Raw genomic sequence first — 13,828 nt, forward strand, 5'->3', positions numbered from 1 at the left:
CTTCTCTTCAGCACTAATCCTAAGCCCAGAAAGCCCAGAGCCAGTAGACCCTGAGACGACATCGGTTCAGGCACTGGCACTGCTAGAGGCAGTGGACCATTACCTGTCCCGGATTGCGTATCGTTCTTAGCCGTGAACGTCCCAAATGGACCGATGGGGGGTTGTGTGGTTTGCCAAAAGAAAGAGATCGTTTCTGGAGTGTCAGCATTAGTACTCCAATCTGCTCCACCCACAACGCTCCAGACGAGAGTGCCATCTTGATCAAACTTGATTGAAAACTCCCCACTCGGTCCGAGTGCCTGCTTAGCTTCCCCAAAGCTATAGCCCGCAACGCCTGTAAAGCCTTCAGCTTTGAACTGCAACCCGAACTGATTGACATCATCAAACCCAAGTAAACCATCCGGTTGAGGGAAGGGGGGATCGTTAGGAAAGTCTACACCAGGGGTAACTTTGTGTATATAAGTGTAGATGGTTCCTGGTGGATTTAGGGGCGGCACACAACTCAGAAAACCAACAGGACAAGAAACGCTACTGGTCAAGTCCCCCAGGCTGTTGCCGTCACCATTGATCAGGGATGCATCTACTGTCGGACCCACTGGTCCTGTGATGGTTGCTCCCAGGGTCAGGTCGTCAAGGTTGATCGGGGTAATCGACGCAGCACTAACCCCTTTTGCCGAAAGATCGAACACACTCATTGCGATCAATGCGATCGCTAATTTACTAGTCATGATTATTTTTCCTCAGTAAAGTTTTCAAGTAAGCATATGCCCTACGCGCACGCTACGCGAACAGCAATCAGCATTCAGCATTCAGCTATTAGCCTATGGGCTACACGCACGCTGCGCGAACAGTACCGTAGCCAACGGCTGACGGCTGACGGCTGAATGCTTACGATTAACCGAAGGCTTACCTCTTTTCTTATTAACAGTTTGCTACTCCTCAAGTAGCGTGCCAATAGCGCATAAGCACCTGAAGTAGCTTGGGCATTAGCTGATAGCTGATAGCTGATAGCTGATAGCTGAACGCTTACAACTGTAATTATCTATTCCAACGTGATGGCTGATTTTTATGGCCAAGGGTATTTTATCTGTAAATCCAGCAACATTTAGAACATTTAATTAAAATTCATTAAACTCTGAATTATGTAAATGTTGAGCAAAGGGAGCAGGGAGCAGGGAGTAGGGAATCGGGAATCGGGAATCGGGCATCGGGAATCGGGAATCGGGCATCGGGCATCGGGAATCGGGCATCGGGAATCGGGAATCGGGAATCGGGAATCGGTAAAAAATTCTGTGTAATTAATGGGTATTAAAATTGCTAGATATTAATATAATTAACTCTAACACAAAACGATATTTTAAGTTATACATTCCTGATGGATTAGCTGATTTTTAATCGCACATTAAATAAAAAAAATACAATTAAAATCTTGAAAATTACAATCGTAATAATTACAATGATTACAGCGTTTTTAATAACTATAAAGTACATAGGTGCGCTCTTACCATTAAGAATTAAATTCTCCACGGGTCGCACCTCACGATTTTTTCCTGTTCCCTATTCCCTGTTCCCTATTCCCTGTTCCCTATTCCCGACTCCCGACTCCCGACTCCCGACTCCCGACTCCCGACTCCCGACTCCCGACTCCCGACTCCCGACTCCCGATTCCCGATTCCCTACTCCCTACTCCCTAAACTTATGACTAATCTAAAAATAGACTACACTCACCTTAAGACCTTATTGATGGAAGTGCAGTGGAAAGCTGCTGATGCGGAAACCAAAAAAATTGTATTATCCATAGCTAAAACCATTAGACAACAGCAGGACGTTACTAAAAAAGAGCAAGAATGGCTTCAAGGGTTAAATTATCTCAGAGAATCCGACCTAATAGACTTTCCCTGCGACGATTTGGTAACACTCAATCATCTTTGGGAGCAGTATAGTCAAGGTCATTTTGGATTTAGAGTACAATCTCAATTGTGGCAGCAAGTTAGTCAAGATTATAATAAATTCGCCGATCTAGTAGGATGGCGCAATGGTGATGCCGATTCTTGGCATTATTATTCTCACTTAACCTTTAGTTTAGACGCTCCTAAAGGTCATTTGCCCGCTGCTATATTTTATGCCGAAGAATCCGCTATTGGTTGGGCAGCAACTATTAAAAATAGATGTGATGAATGCTTGTTATAGAATTAGGGAGTAGGGAGTAGGGAGTAGGGAGTAGGGAGTAGAAAACTATGAAATCTACGATAGCGCTTTTCCTCTAGCATTTATATAGCGTTTATCATAGCGATGAGGTACAAAGGGATCCCCCTAAATCCCCCTTAAAAAGGGGGACTTTGAGGTACACATTATTTTTTCCCTCTTGCCTCTTGCCTCTTGCCTCTTGCCTCTTGCCTATTGCCTCTTGCCTCTTGCCTCTTGCCTCTTGCCTCTTGCCTCTTGCCTCTTGCCTCTTGCCTATTAACTGCTCCCTGCTCCCTGCTCCCTACTCCCTATTCCCTATTCCCTATTCCCTGTTCCCTTTGCTATAAACTATACTAAAATACTCAATTTTTTCCCTTGTCACCAATCCTAGACCTTCGTAATCTAGAAACACGCTTTTTCACCCCAGCTGGTACTGTCCATGCTGTCAATGGTATTTCCTTCCAGGTCAATCAAGGGGAAACCCTCGGGATAGTTGGTGAGTCAGGTTCTGGTAAAAGTATCACCGCCCTGTCGATTATGGGACTAATCCCCTCTCCGCCTGGAAAGATTACCAATGGTGAGGTCATTTTTGAAGGGCGTGACCTCCAAAAGCTTAGTGAGGGGGAAATGCGGAAAATCCGGGGTAACCGTATCGCTATGATTTTTCAAGACCCCATGACTTCCCTTAACCCAGTACTAAAGGTAGAAAGGCAAATTACTGAAGCGCTACGGTTACACCAAGGAATGACCCGAGAGCAAGGACGATCTAGGGCAATTGAACTCTTAGAATTAGTGGGAATTCCTGGTGCAGCGGAACGGATTAGTAACTATCCCCACCAATTTTCTGGAGGGATGCGCCAGCGAGTCATGATTGCCATGGGATTAGCCTGTAATCCCCAGTTGCTGATTGCGGATGAACCTACCACTGCTTTGGATGTGACCATCCAAGCCCAAATTGTAGAATTAGTCAAGAAACTGCGCCAGGAAATTGGCATGGCCGTGATTTGGATTACCCATGATTTGGCGCTATTGGCGGGATTAGCGGATCGGATTTTAGTGATGTATGCCGGTCAAGTAGTAGAACAAGCATCGGTGATGGAAATCTATAAAAATCCTCGCCATCCCTATACGATTGGTTTACTCAACAGTATTCCCCGTCTGGATGAACAGCGCCAAGAGCGTTTGCAGACCATTGAAGGGTTACCACCAGATTTAACTAATTATCCCCAAGGTTGTCCCTTTGCTGCTCGTTGTCCTTTCGTGATTGATAAATGTTGGCAGAACGATCCCACCTTGGAATTAGTAAGTGTTGACCATGAAGTGGCTTGTTGGGTGAAGCCAGAGTTGAATGGGAGGTAAGCATATGCGCTACGCGCACGCTGCGCGAACAGCAGTCAGCAGTCAGCGGTCAGCTTAAAATAAACCTTCCGTATGATTCCTCCAAGTATTTTAGTGCGGCTTCACGGTCTAACAAAGGAGTTAGCTTAGCCTCATCCATCGCTTGGTTTAGACAATAATCTTCTAATCTTTCTGATAACTCATCTAAAGAAATGTTTTCTTCTGGAAATAACTGTCGCCACACTTCAATTGATTTTAAAATGCTATATATAGAGATATTCATAGTAATAATGTACAGATATTTTTGATCTTATCTGTTCCCTATTCCCTATTCCATAAAATAATAATTGTCTGGGGCATCTTACTGCTTTAACTTTTGCTGAACCAAGGACGGTGTTTTTTCTTGCATATCACGGGCAAATTCTTCATCCTCACGAATCTGTTGCCTGATTTCCTCAAAATGGTCATGATAATAGGCTAAAGCAGCATAGACATCCGCTAGGGTAATAGTAGGGTATTGTGAAACAATTTCATCCGGCGACAATCCTATTCTTTCGTGCCAAATGACAATATCCTCAACCCGAATACGATGACCGGCAATGCGAGGCTTGCCACCACAAACCCCCGGTGTAATTTCAATATGCTTTGATATGACACTACTCATGTTGTATCCTATTTATACACTGGTTTTACAATTATATATAATTTGTCGCAGTTATGAGGTACACTTTTCAACCTCAAACTCCCCCTTTTTAAGGGGGATTTAGGGGGATCCATTTGTCCATCATGACTACGATAATTGCTATATATCTAACAATAATATCTAAATTCGACTCGATGCCAAAATCTGGTTAGCAGTTAAACTAAGATTCGGAAAGACTTTGGAAACAAGACCATCATCATTTCGGAATAATTGTTTTTGATACTCATCATCTACCAAAGTGCAAATTGTAATGGTTGGTTGTTTAGGTTTACCAATATAATCTCTACCACCAATGCCCAGATAATCGACAATCCAGTATTCAGGCACACCTAGTATGGCATAATCTTCAACCTTACGAGCATAATCGTTCTGCCAGTTTGTGCTAACAACTTCAACAACAAGCTTGATTGAGGTTCCCAACGTAATCACAGGCTCTTTTTGCCATAATGGTTCATTTACGAGCCGAGTTCTATCTAATACAATCACATCAGGACGAAACGCTGTTTGGGTAGCTAAAAGTTTGATCAGACATCGGTAGGGAATAACATAATCTGGGTATCCTCGGTCAATCTCCACATTTAACTTCCGTCCCACAAACCCTGCTACTTCCTCATGTGGTCCCGTAGGTTCCATGTCAATTAGTTCCCCATCGATTAGTTCATAGCGTTCGTTGTCACCATACTGGGTAATAAACTGATCAACAGTTATAAATGTTGGTAAAGCTTGAAGCATTACAATCGAACTCCTTATCTGTGTCAAATCATGCTGGTAGTGGTAAGCCGGTATTATCAATTCTTAAATCCTAATGGTAAATCGTGGTGGATACAAAATCTATAGCGTTTATTCGATTTATCAGCTACAGTTATCAACCTCAAAGTCCCCCTTTTTAAGGGGGATTTAGGGGGATCGCTGTGGATACAAAATCTATAGCGTTTATTCGATTTATCAGGTACGCTTATCAACCTCAAAGTCCCCCTTTTTAAGGGGGATTTAGGGGGATCGCTGTGGATACAAAATCTATAGCGTTGATTGGATTTATCAGGTACGCTTATCAACCTCAAAGTCCCCCTTTTTAAGGGGGATTTAGGGGGATCGCTGTGGATACAAAATCTATAGCGTTGATTGGATTTATCAGGTACGCTTATCAACCTCAAAGTCCCCCTTTTTAAGGGGGATTTAGGGGGATCGCTTTGTCCCTCATGGTAGAGATAATTGCTATAATTAAGAAAACTTATTTTCTGTAAAATCCAAAGCATCATGACAAAAACTACCTTTTCATAAATATTAGAAGCAGCCGATGAACTGCCCTTAGACGATCAAGAAAATCTAATTAGTATTTTAATAAATCGTCTTCGCGATCGCCGAAGAGCCGAGAGAATTAGAGATGTTAAAGAAGCTCAACAAGAGTTTGCCGAAGGAAAATGTCAACCCGTTACTCCTGAACAGCTGATGCAGGAAATTCGTAAGCATATGCGCTACGCGCACGCTACTTGAGGTGCGGTCAGCTGTCAGCCGTCAGCTTAAAATAAACCTATGCAGGCCTATGGTCACGCTACGCGAACGGGAGAATTTAATAGTTCGAGATTAATGAGAATTGAAAGTCTGGGTAAAAGCCCATTGCGCATAAACTGATAGCTGATAGCTAAATGCTGATAGCTGACGGCTGATAGCTGATAGCTGACGGCTTAATGCTTACCCCTCAACTCATCTTGGCCAAAGATGCCCCTAACCACCCATAAAAATTCTGCTGCTGCCCATTGGTAGGATTTTTCACTGGCATAACTTGGTAACGACTGGGTTGAGATTTGCCTAATGTAATCGGTAGAGTGACCAATTGATCCTGATGGAATACACTGAACTCGATCACATCACCAGCTTCGTAATCTTTTAAGCGATCGCATAATTGATCCCCATTGACTCGCAACCCATCAATAGCCAGTAACTGATCACCAGCATCCACTCCTGCCACTGCCGCAGGAGAATCCATCTCCACAAACTGGATCCAGTCCTGACCATTGTCAGTTCTCACCTTCACCCCCAAGTAAGGCACAGATTCTTCATCCACAGCCACCACTTGTAAGCCAAAGGGTTTGAGATACTGATTGAAGGGCAATTCCCCAGTACCCTCAATAGTCTTCGAGAAGAAATTACTTAAATCTAGCTCTGCTACCGATTCTATAACCTCTCGCAGTTGTTGGGGAGTAAAGCCAATTTCCTGTTTACCAAACTGCTCCCACATCTTCCTGATCACATCATCAAGAGAACGCTGATTTCCATGGCGCTCCCGGATTAACAAATCCAGCAATAACGACACCATTTCCCCTTTCAAATAATAAGAAATTTGGTTATTATCACTATTCGCATCCCGTCGATAAAGCTTAATCCAGGCATCAAAGCTCGACTCACCCAGTGGCTGCACCTTACGTCCTGGTGTAGTTAAAAAGCGGGTAATTTCTTTACTCAAATTCTCTAACAAGGTCTTAGCATCATAGATACCAGCTCGTTGGGGAATTAATAAGTCATAGTAACTGGTTGTTCCTTCACAAAACCACAACGATGTCGTATAGTTTTCCTTTTCATAGTCAAAGGTTTCTAGGGCTAATGGTCGGATCCGCTTAACATTCCACAAGTGAAAGAACTCATGAGCCACCAGTTGCAAGAAGCGATTGTACTTATCCTTTGCGCGAAAACCAAACCGCGAATAAATTAACGAACAACTATCCTTATGTTCCAGTCCCCCAAAGCCACTACCAGTTAGATACAGCAAGAACAAATAGTGGTCATAAGGTAAACCCCCAAACAGCTCAGCTTCTACCTGGATAATCTTCTTAGTATCCTCAATAATCCGTTGTGGGTCAGCATTCCCCTCTCCCCAGATGGCCAATTGATGGGGTTTGCCCAAAACCTCAAAGTCATAGAGCTTATGATCACCAATTTCAAAGGGACTATCCACTAAGGTATCGAAATCCCTTGCGTTGAAGGTATTAAATTTGCCTGACACTGCTGGTAAGGGTGTCGTCACCCGCCAATCAGGATTAGGTGGCGCGATAGTAACCTGGCAAGGGTGTTGTTCAAATCCTGGGATGAAGAAGAACAGAGCAGCACCATTAAAATAACCGTGGCTAGCATCTAAGTGATTAGTGCGTACCGTTAATTCATTAGCAAAGATACGATAACGCACAGTGATAGCCGAGGCATCACCAGTTTCCACTAGCCAATGATTCTTGGCCAGTTTCCGCCACGGTAAAGACTGGGTAGGATTACCGGTATCCGCAGAGAAATCTTGTAAATGTCGAGCATACTCCCGCACTAAGTAAGAGCCTGGAGTCCAAACTGGCATCTTTAAATCTAACAAAGGGGCTTCCCAGCTTTCCACTTGCAGCGTTACCTCAAACAGATGGGATTGAGGCTGAGCCATAGCGACATGGTAGTGAATAGCTAGGGTACTAGTGGCTGTGCTGCTCCGAAAAATAGTTGTTGCTTCAGTCATTACTCAACTTTAGGGATTACCATTTAGCTCTAAGGGTAGCAATCCTCTGAGCAGATAGCATTTTCATTTGAGATGTAAACATAGAGGAAACAGGGAATCGGGAATCGGGAATCGGGAATCGGGAATCGGGAATCGGGAATCGGGAAGAGTAGGGAAGAGCGCCGATTTTTTGGTGTTATTATCAATCAGCGTTGGGTTTCTGGAATTCAATAAACCGAAAATATTTAAATAATTTGATTTTAAAATAACTAAATAAATTTGATTATTGGTAATTTATATTATTAAAATAATATCTAATCTGATAGACAGCAATAACAACGTTATTTGTTTAAAAATATTCCGTTTTAGATACTTATGATGTCTAGCAATCCGTCTAGGAATTGTGAGAATTTTTGCTCCCGACTCCCGATTCCCGATTCCCGATTCCCGACTCCCTCGGTGCGCTTTCCGTAGGCGAATTAAATTCGCCACGGGTCGCACCGCTCCCGACTCCCGACTCCCTGTTCCCTTTACTAAATCTTAGGTCTTCGACCTGTCCAAAACAATTGATAATTAACTAGGGTAATGTCCATGTCTCCCGACCCTTACAACAGCGGTAGAGAGAGACTTATGACATCCCCCAAGGACCCACCACTAGTTAAACCCAAAGCCCCAGGGCTGATTTTATGGATCTACAGATTATCGAACGAGATGGTAGACGATACCTTCCTACCGAGCAGTTGTCGATGACCGAATGGCCTCGGCTCACCACAAACCAACCTCTACCAACCCTTCCTCTCAAAGTAGATGACCTGTTTTTAATCACAGATACCCTAGGGAATATTTCGGGGAACTTAGAAAACGAAAATAATAGCACAACCGGGTTATTTTGTCAAGATACCCGCTTTCTCTCTCGCTTAGAGTTACAAATTGAAGGGCAACTGCCCATTCCCCTGAGTAGCAGTGCTGAGGAAGGATTTGTCCTATCGGTGATGTGTTGCAATCCCCGTTCACCTAATCTTCCCCCAAAAACCCTAGGCATTCAGCGGCAGCTAGCCCTCCATGGTGGCTTATGGGAAGAAATTGTAATCACCAATTACGACACTCAACCCCTTAGCTTCAGCGTCAGCCTCAGTTTTGATGCCGATTTTAAAGACTGGTTTGAAGTCAGGGGTCATCAGCGACAGCAGCGGGGAACTCTGCTGCATTTACTACCGCCTGATATCGATTTAGAGACGCTGTTAACCCTAAGTGAGTTCAACACCGATACCATCAACCTAGCTTACCAGGGACTGGATAACTCCCTGATTGAATCTCAGATCGACTTTACTCACCGTCTCCCAGACACCTACAAAGGGAACACAGGGGTTTGGGACTTGTGCCTCAAGCCTGGCGCTACTGAAACCTTAGGCTATCGACTGGAACTGCTCACCCACAAAGCGCGAATCACTACAGCTAAAATTCCAGCCACCCTTGAACAAGCTAAGACCGCTAACTTACTCCAAAACCAGGAATGGTATAAACGGGTAACTCACATTAGCTGCGATAATGAAACCCTTAACCAAGTGATTTCTCGGGCAATACGAGACATCTTTTTACTAAGGCAGACTATTAATGGCTGCACAGTTCTTTCCGCAGGAGTACCTCGGTTTTCCACCTTGTTTGGCCGAGATTCCATAATTGCTGCCTCACAAACCTTAATTCTTGACCCTACCATCCCCAAAGGGACTCTGGAAATTTTAGCCCAGTACCAAGGCCAAGAGGATAACCCATTGCGGGATGAGCAACCGGGTAAGATTTTGCATGAACTCCGGGTTGGGGAATTGGCTCGCTGTCGGGAAATTCCTCACACTCCCTACTACGGTACAGTTGATGCTACCCCACTCTGGCTGATGCTCTATGCCGATTACTATGCTTGGACCAATGACACAACTACCCGAGACCAGCTCTGGCCCCATGCTTTGGCGGCCATGGATTGGATTGATCGTCAATCTCAGCAAAACGGCTATCTCTGTTATCAGCGCCAGTCCAAAAAAGGTTTGCGTAATCAAGGGTGGAAGGATTCCGGTGATTCCATGGTCACTCGTGATGGTAGCCTAGCAACGGGCGCGATCGCATTATGCGAAGTCCAAGCTTATGTTTATAGCGCTAAAGTTAGGCTAAGCCATCTGGCCAGGCTCAAGGGGCGAATTGATTTAGCCGAGCGTTGGGAAAACCAAGCCAAGGAACTCAAGCAACGCTTCAACCAGGATTTTTGGCTAGAGGACCTAGACTTCTGTGCCTTAGCACTAGATGGACAAGGAAAACTCGTAGATAGCATAACCTCCAATCCTGGTCATTGCTTGTCTTTGGGCATTTTTACCCCAGAAAAAGCAGCTAGTGTAGCAAAGCGACTGTTAGCACCAGATATGTTCAATGGTTGGGGGATTCGTACCCTTAGTAATCAATCCGCCGCTTACAACCCGATCAGCTATCACGTGGGATCAGTCTGGCCCCACGAAAATTCCTTGATTGCGGTAGGATTGCGTACGCTAAATCAAGTCGATCAAGCCTTAAAAATTGCCCAAGGCATGATTGACATGACAGTTGAGCAACCCTACTATCGTCCTCCAGAACTATTCTCTGGTTACCAGCGCACTTCCAACAGCTCTCCGGTAAAGTATCCAGGAGCCTGTCCTCTCCAAGCCTGGGCAACTGGCAGCATTTTCCAACTGCTGCAAATGATGGTGAATTTGCGACCGGATGCTCCAGGAAAAAATTTACGTATTTTCCGACCAACTTTACCAAATTTTATCAATCAACTCTTAGTTCGTAACTTGCGGATTGGCTCAACGGTGCTAGACTTGCAATTGGAACGATCTGATACAACCACCACCTGTAAAGTGGTCAAAAATTCCGGTAACCTCACGGTTGTGATCCAAAGCTCCAGTTAATGGCAAAGGGAAAGGACAAAGCATAGGGCTATAAATTTGTCCGGCGTGACAGTGGTAAGGCTTTCATAGAATTGACCCTTACCACTAAGCGCTGATCTCCCACGCACTGCCTTTATACTTGCCCAGTTATGATGATCGGCAAGCTGTCTTGACCATTAGTGCGTGGGAGTTGAAACCTATTGTTCAGGGTGTTTGAGTGTAGGTTATTTATCCTGCTGAAATTTTAATCAAAATTAAAAGCTTAATTGTTTCCATGTATTTTCCAACTGCCTTGTCGATCTAGGGGAATCATGTAAATATGGCGGTTGCTTACTTAAAGCTTGGCACACCCCGCCCTAATTCCAATCAAGATAGTGGGGTAAGCTATTGCCCCACTGCCAGAAGATCCCAAGGAGTGAGCCAATCTCCCACGACAATCCTACTCCCTGCTAGCCAAGGGCTAGAGCGGGAGTAGGTTACAGACCCACCATGGACAAGACACGCTAAGTTACTATGTCTAGTTTGTTACGAGCTGTTCTCCAAAGTAACGAGAAAGCCGATTTGCGTCAGTTTATCAGTCAACTGCGATCTGAACAAGAGCGGTACTTTCTAAGGAATCAGATTCTGCAAGCGTTTGATAATTACTGCACTACTCATGACAAGCCTGCTTACTTTAAAAGAACTTCCTCTATCGCCGAACTACTGAACTATACCCACGAAATTATTCTGGAAGAGAAAAACCTTTGGCTTCTCTTGCGGACAAGGGTTGCTTCTCAAGAAATCTATCGGCTAGCAGCGGATTTGACCAGTTTTGAACCAATGCCAGTGGAGGAGTTACTGAGCTTACGCGATCGCTGGGTTAAGCGCTACTTCCCAGAAAAAGGGGGTCTGCTAGAAATTGATGTTGGTCCGTTTTACAAAAATACTCCTACAATTCGTGACCCGAGAAAGATTGGCAATGGGCTGGAGTTTCTTAACCGTTACCTATCTAGCCAATTATTTGCTGACTCTGAGCAGTGGCTAGAGGAGCTGTTGAAAAACTTACAAGCGCACCACTACGACCACACACCATTACTGCTCAATAACCGGATTGACTCAACTACTCAACTCTTTGAAAAGCTTAAGGAAGCACTAACATTAGTGGGAGAGCTACCAGCTCACACCCCCTATGAAAAGTTTCGCTTCGAGCTTCAAGTTCTCGGTTTTGAAGCAGGTTGGGGTAACACTGCTGGTCGAGTGCGCGAAACCCTAGAACTGCTTGAGCGGTTAATGGACGCTCCTGATCATGCAGTCCTCGAAGCCTTTATTTCTCGTATTCCCCTAATCTTTCGGGTTGTTCTGGTTTCCGTTCATGGCTGGGTTGGTCAAGAAGGAGTCTTGGGTCTTCCCGACACCGCTGGTCAAGTGGCATACGTCATCGACCAAGCCCGTAGCCTGGAACAAACAATCCAAAACAATATTAAACTCTCAGGTCTTGACGTTCTGGGGGTCGAACCAAAGGTGATCGTTCTGACTCGCCTAATTCCCAACTGTGAAGGTACCCAGTGCAATCTACGCCTAGAAAAAATCCAAGGCACCAGCAACGGTTGGATTTTACGGGTTCCTTTCCAGGAATTTAACCCAAAAGTCACTCAAAACTGGATTTCCAAATTTGAGATCTGGCCCTATCTCGAATCCTTTGCCTTAGATTCAGAAAAAGCGCTGCTAGAAGAATTCCAGGGTAGTCCAGACTTAATTATCGGAAACTATTCCGATGGAAGTTTAGTTGCGTTTCTGCTGGCGAGACGCCTAAACGCTATCCATGGCAGTATTGCCCACACCATGGAAAAGCCTAAATATCTGTTTAGTGACCTCTACTGGAAAGACTTTGAGTCCCAATACAACTTCTCCATACAATTCACCGCTGATTTAATTGCGATGAATTCAGCGGATTTCATTCTGACCAGTACCTATGAGGAGCTTGTGGGAACACCAGAGAGTGTAGGCTACTACGAGTCTTACAAGTGTTTCAGTATGCCCGAACTGTATCATGTGGTGAATGGGATTGAGTTATTCAGCCCCAAATTTAATGTGGTACCACCAGGGGTCAACGAAAACATTTTCTTTCCCTACACCCAGACATCAGACCGGATTGCCCACGACAGTGAACGGGTTAAAGACTTGCTGTTGAGCAAGGAAGACCCCGAAATTGTCGGCTATCTCAACAGTCCTAACCAGCGCCCGATTCTGAGTATTGCGCCCCTAACCTCAATCAAAAATCTGAGTGGCTTAGTGGAATGCTTTGCCAGTTCAAAAGAACTTCAGCAAAAGTGCAACCTAATTTTAATTACTAGCCATGTCAGGGTTGAGGACGCCACTGATCCAGAAGAGAAAGGGGAAATCGAGAAGCTTAACCAGCTAATTAAGCAATACAATCTTCATGGCAAAATTCGATGGATCGGACTACGTCTGACCACCCCTGATATCGGTGAATCCTACCGAGTGATTGCTGATTTGGGGGGATTTTTAGTCCATCCTGCTCGCTTTGAAGCCTTTGGTCTAACGGTTTTAGAAGCCATGATCTCCGGTTTACCAACATTTGCTACTCAATTTGGTGGACCATCAGAGATTATTCAAAACGGCGATAATGGGTTTCTCATTAATCCCACAGACTTGCAAGATACTGCCGAAAAAATTCAGCAATTTATTTCAAAGTGCGAACACACCCCTGACTACTGGCAGAAAATTTCTCAAGCAGGTATCAAGCGAGTTCGGGATAAATACAATTGGCAGTTGCATACCAAACAGCTGCTCTCACTCGCAAAAATTTACGGATTCTGGAGCGAAACCTCTAAAGAAAGCCGAGAAGCTCTGCTGCGCTACCTAGAAGCTTTGTTCTATCTGATTTACAAACCCAGAGCGACAAACTTACTAGCCAAGCATAGGTCGCGTTAATCAGAGATTATGGGCTATAAAAAAGTGAGGAGGGGGAGCAGAAAGCATCACAACTGAATGGTTGAGCTGACTGTTTCTAAAGTAATGCTTAAAAGCCTTCAAATTCTACTGATTTTAAGCTAATAAGAACTCACTCTTAGTTAATTCCCTGGTAATTTCCGGTTAATCGGGAATTTACTAGCTAAGATGCACCACGATGGACATTAGTCCGCTCGTTGTAATGGTTACGACAGCTACGAATGACCGCCAGTTCGTAGCCCTGCCGCTAGTAGTTAAGGTGAGGGA

The 13,828-nt window shown here is 44.5% G+C and carries 15 protein-coding genes; 8 read left to right on the forward strand and 7 right to left on the reverse strand.

The window, feature by feature from the left end; translation table 11 throughout:
* Positions 1 to 728: exosortase, PEP-CTERM interaction domain protein (locus F6K38_RS13740; RefSeq protein ID WP_287356745.1), on the reverse strand; the 728-nt coding region annotated here is incomplete at its 3' end.
* Between the two features lie 390 nt (positions 729 to 1,118).
* Positions 1,119 to 1,250 (reverse strand): hypothetical protein, encoded by a 132-nt coding sequence (locus F6K38_RS13745; RefSeq protein WP_287356747.1) that lies wholly within the window; start codon positions 1,248 to 1,250, stop codon positions 1,119 to 1,121.
* 206 nt (positions 1,251 to 1,456) lie between these two features.
* Between F6K38_RS13745 and F6K38_RS13750 the strand changes: the two genes are divergently transcribed.
* The 4 genes from F6K38_RS13750 to F6K38_RS13765 all read left to right on the forward strand — a co-directional run bounded on the left by F6K38_RS13750 (position 1,457) and on the right by F6K38_RS13765 (position 3,546).
* A complete protein-coding gene (locus F6K38_RS13750; RefSeq protein ID WP_154659828.1) occupies positions 1,457 to 1,702 on the forward strand; it encodes a hypothetical protein in 246 nt (81 codons plus the stop codon).
* A complete protein-coding gene (locus tag F6K38_RS13755; RefSeq protein ID WP_008185602.1) occupies positions 1,699 to 2,190 on the forward strand; it encodes a GUN4 domain-containing protein in 492 nt (163 codons plus the stop codon). Before F6K38_RS13750 ends, F6K38_RS13755 begins: the two co-directional genes overlap by 4 nt.
* A 149-nt stretch (positions 2,191 to 2,339) precedes the next feature.
* The gene (locus tag F6K38_RS13760) at positions 2,340 to 2,534 is read left to right on the forward strand and encodes a hypothetical protein (RefSeq protein WP_287356748.1); all 195 of its coding nucleotides are present in this window, start codon (positions 2,340 to 2,342) and stop codon (positions 2,532 to 2,534) included.
* 28 nt (positions 2,535 to 2,562) lie between these two features.
* A complete protein-coding gene (locus F6K38_RS13765) occupies positions 2,563 to 3,546 on the forward strand; it encodes an ABC transporter ATP-binding protein (protein ID WP_008185604.1) in 984 nt (327 codons plus the stop codon).
* 49 nt (positions 3,547 to 3,595) lie between these two features.
* Here F6K38_RS13765 and F6K38_RS13770 read toward each other — a convergent pair whose 3' ends face one another.
* From F6K38_RS13770 to F6K38_RS13780, 3 genes are all read right to left on the reverse strand, one after another.
* Entirely contained in the window at positions 3,596 to 3,808 is a 213-nt protein-coding gene (locus F6K38_RS13770) for a RelB antitoxin-like protein (RefSeq protein ID WP_008185606.1), read from the reverse strand.
* A gap of 78 nt (positions 3,809 to 3,886) precedes the next feature.
* The gene (locus tag F6K38_RS13775) at positions 3,887 to 4,189 is read right to left on the reverse strand and encodes a DUF433 domain-containing protein (RefSeq protein WP_008185608.1); all 303 of its coding nucleotides are present in this window, start codon (positions 4,187 to 4,189) and stop codon (positions 3,887 to 3,889) included.
* A 159-nt stretch (positions 4,190 to 4,348) separates the two neighbouring features.
* Positions 4,349 to 4,960 (reverse strand): Uma2 family endonuclease, encoded by a 612-nt coding sequence (locus F6K38_RS13780; RefSeq protein ID WP_287266248.1) that lies wholly within the window; start codon positions 4,958 to 4,960, stop codon positions 4,349 to 4,351.
* Positions 4,961 to 5,509: 549 nt separating this feature from the next.
* Here F6K38_RS13780 and F6K38_RS44180 point away from each other — a divergent pair.
* Entirely contained in the window at positions 5,510 to 5,722 is a 213-nt protein-coding gene (locus tag F6K38_RS44180) for a hypothetical protein (RefSeq protein ID WP_502708056.1), read from the forward strand.
* A 205-nt stretch (positions 5,723 to 5,927) separates the two neighbouring features.
* Here the strand turns inward: F6K38_RS44180 and F6K38_RS13785 are convergent, their stop codons facing one another.
* Positions 5,928 to 7,718 (reverse strand): M61 family metallopeptidase, encoded by a 1,791-nt coding sequence (locus tag F6K38_RS13785; protein ID WP_287356750.1) that lies wholly within the window; start codon positions 7,716 to 7,718, stop codon positions 5,928 to 5,930.
* Between the two features lie 29 nt (positions 7,719 to 7,747).
* Complete coding sequence (locus tag F6K38_RS13790) at positions 7,748 to 7,903, reverse strand: hypothetical protein (RefSeq protein WP_154659829.1); 156 nt, start codon at positions 7,901 to 7,903, stop codon at positions 7,748 to 7,750.
* Between the two features lie 197 nt (positions 7,904 to 8,100).
* Between F6K38_RS13790 and F6K38_RS13795 the strand changes: the two genes are divergently transcribed.
* The 3 genes from F6K38_RS13795 (at position 8,101) to F6K38_RS13805 (ending at position 13,543) form a co-directional block, all read left to right on the forward strand.
* A complete protein-coding gene (locus F6K38_RS13795; RefSeq protein ID WP_154659830.1) occupies positions 8,101 to 8,241 on the forward strand; it encodes a hypothetical protein in 141 nt (46 codons plus the stop codon).
* Between the two features lie 142 nt (positions 8,242 to 8,383).
* Positions 8,384 to 10,630: an amylo-alpha-1,6-glucosidase gene (locus F6K38_RS13800; RefSeq protein WP_287356752.1), complete on the forward strand. Its 2,247-nt coding sequence runs from the start codon at positions 8,384 to 8,386 to the stop codon at positions 10,628 to 10,630.
* Between the two features lie 492 nt (positions 10,631 to 11,122).
* Positions 11,123 to 13,543, forward strand: coding sequence for a sucrose synthase (locus F6K38_RS13805; protein ID WP_008185619.1), 2,421 nt, complete (start codon positions 11,123 to 11,125; stop codon positions 13,541 to 13,543).
* Positions 13,544 to 13,828 lie beyond the last annotated feature (285 nt).

The sequence above is a fragment of the Moorena sp. SIO3B2 genome (genome assembly GCF_010692525.1).
GTDB classification, from domain to species: domain Bacteria; phylum Cyanobacteriota; class Cyanobacteriia; order Cyanobacteriales; family Coleofasciculaceae; genus Moorena; species Moorena producens.

Coding starts and splice junctions, on each gene's coding strand:
- F6K38_RS13775 (WP_008185608.1), bottom strand. CDS start 4,189: ATGAGTAGTGTCATATCAAAGCATATTGAAATTACACCGGGGGTTTGT.
- F6K38_RS13805 (WP_008185619.1), top strand. CDS start 11,123: ATGTCTAGTTTGTTACGAGCTGTTCTCCAAAGTAACGAGAAAGCCGAT.
- F6K38_RS13745 (WP_287356747.1), bottom strand. CDS start 1,250: ATGCCCGATTCCCGATGCCCGATGCCCGATTCCCGATTCCCGATGCCC.
- F6K38_RS13755 (WP_008185602.1), top strand. CDS start 1,699: ATGACTAATCTAAAAATAGACTACACTCACCTTAAGACCTTATTGATG.
- F6K38_RS13770 (WP_008185606.1), bottom strand. CDS start 3,808: ATGAATATCTCTATATATAGCATTTTAAAATCAATTGAAGTGTGGCGA.
- F6K38_RS13800 (WP_287356752.1), top strand. CDS start 8,384: ATGGATCTACAGATTATCGAACGAGATGGTAGACGATACCTTCCTACC.
- F6K38_RS13750 (WP_154659828.1), top strand. CDS start 1,457: ATGATTACAGCGTTTTTAATAACTATAAAGTACATAGGTGCGCTCTTA.
- F6K38_RS13780 (WP_287266248.1), bottom strand. CDS start 4,960: ATGCTTCAAGCTTTACCAACATTTATAACTGTTGATCAGTTTATTACC.
- F6K38_RS13785 (WP_287356750.1), bottom strand. CDS start 7,718: ATGACTGAAGCAACAACTATTTTTCGGAGCAGCACAGCCACTAGTACC.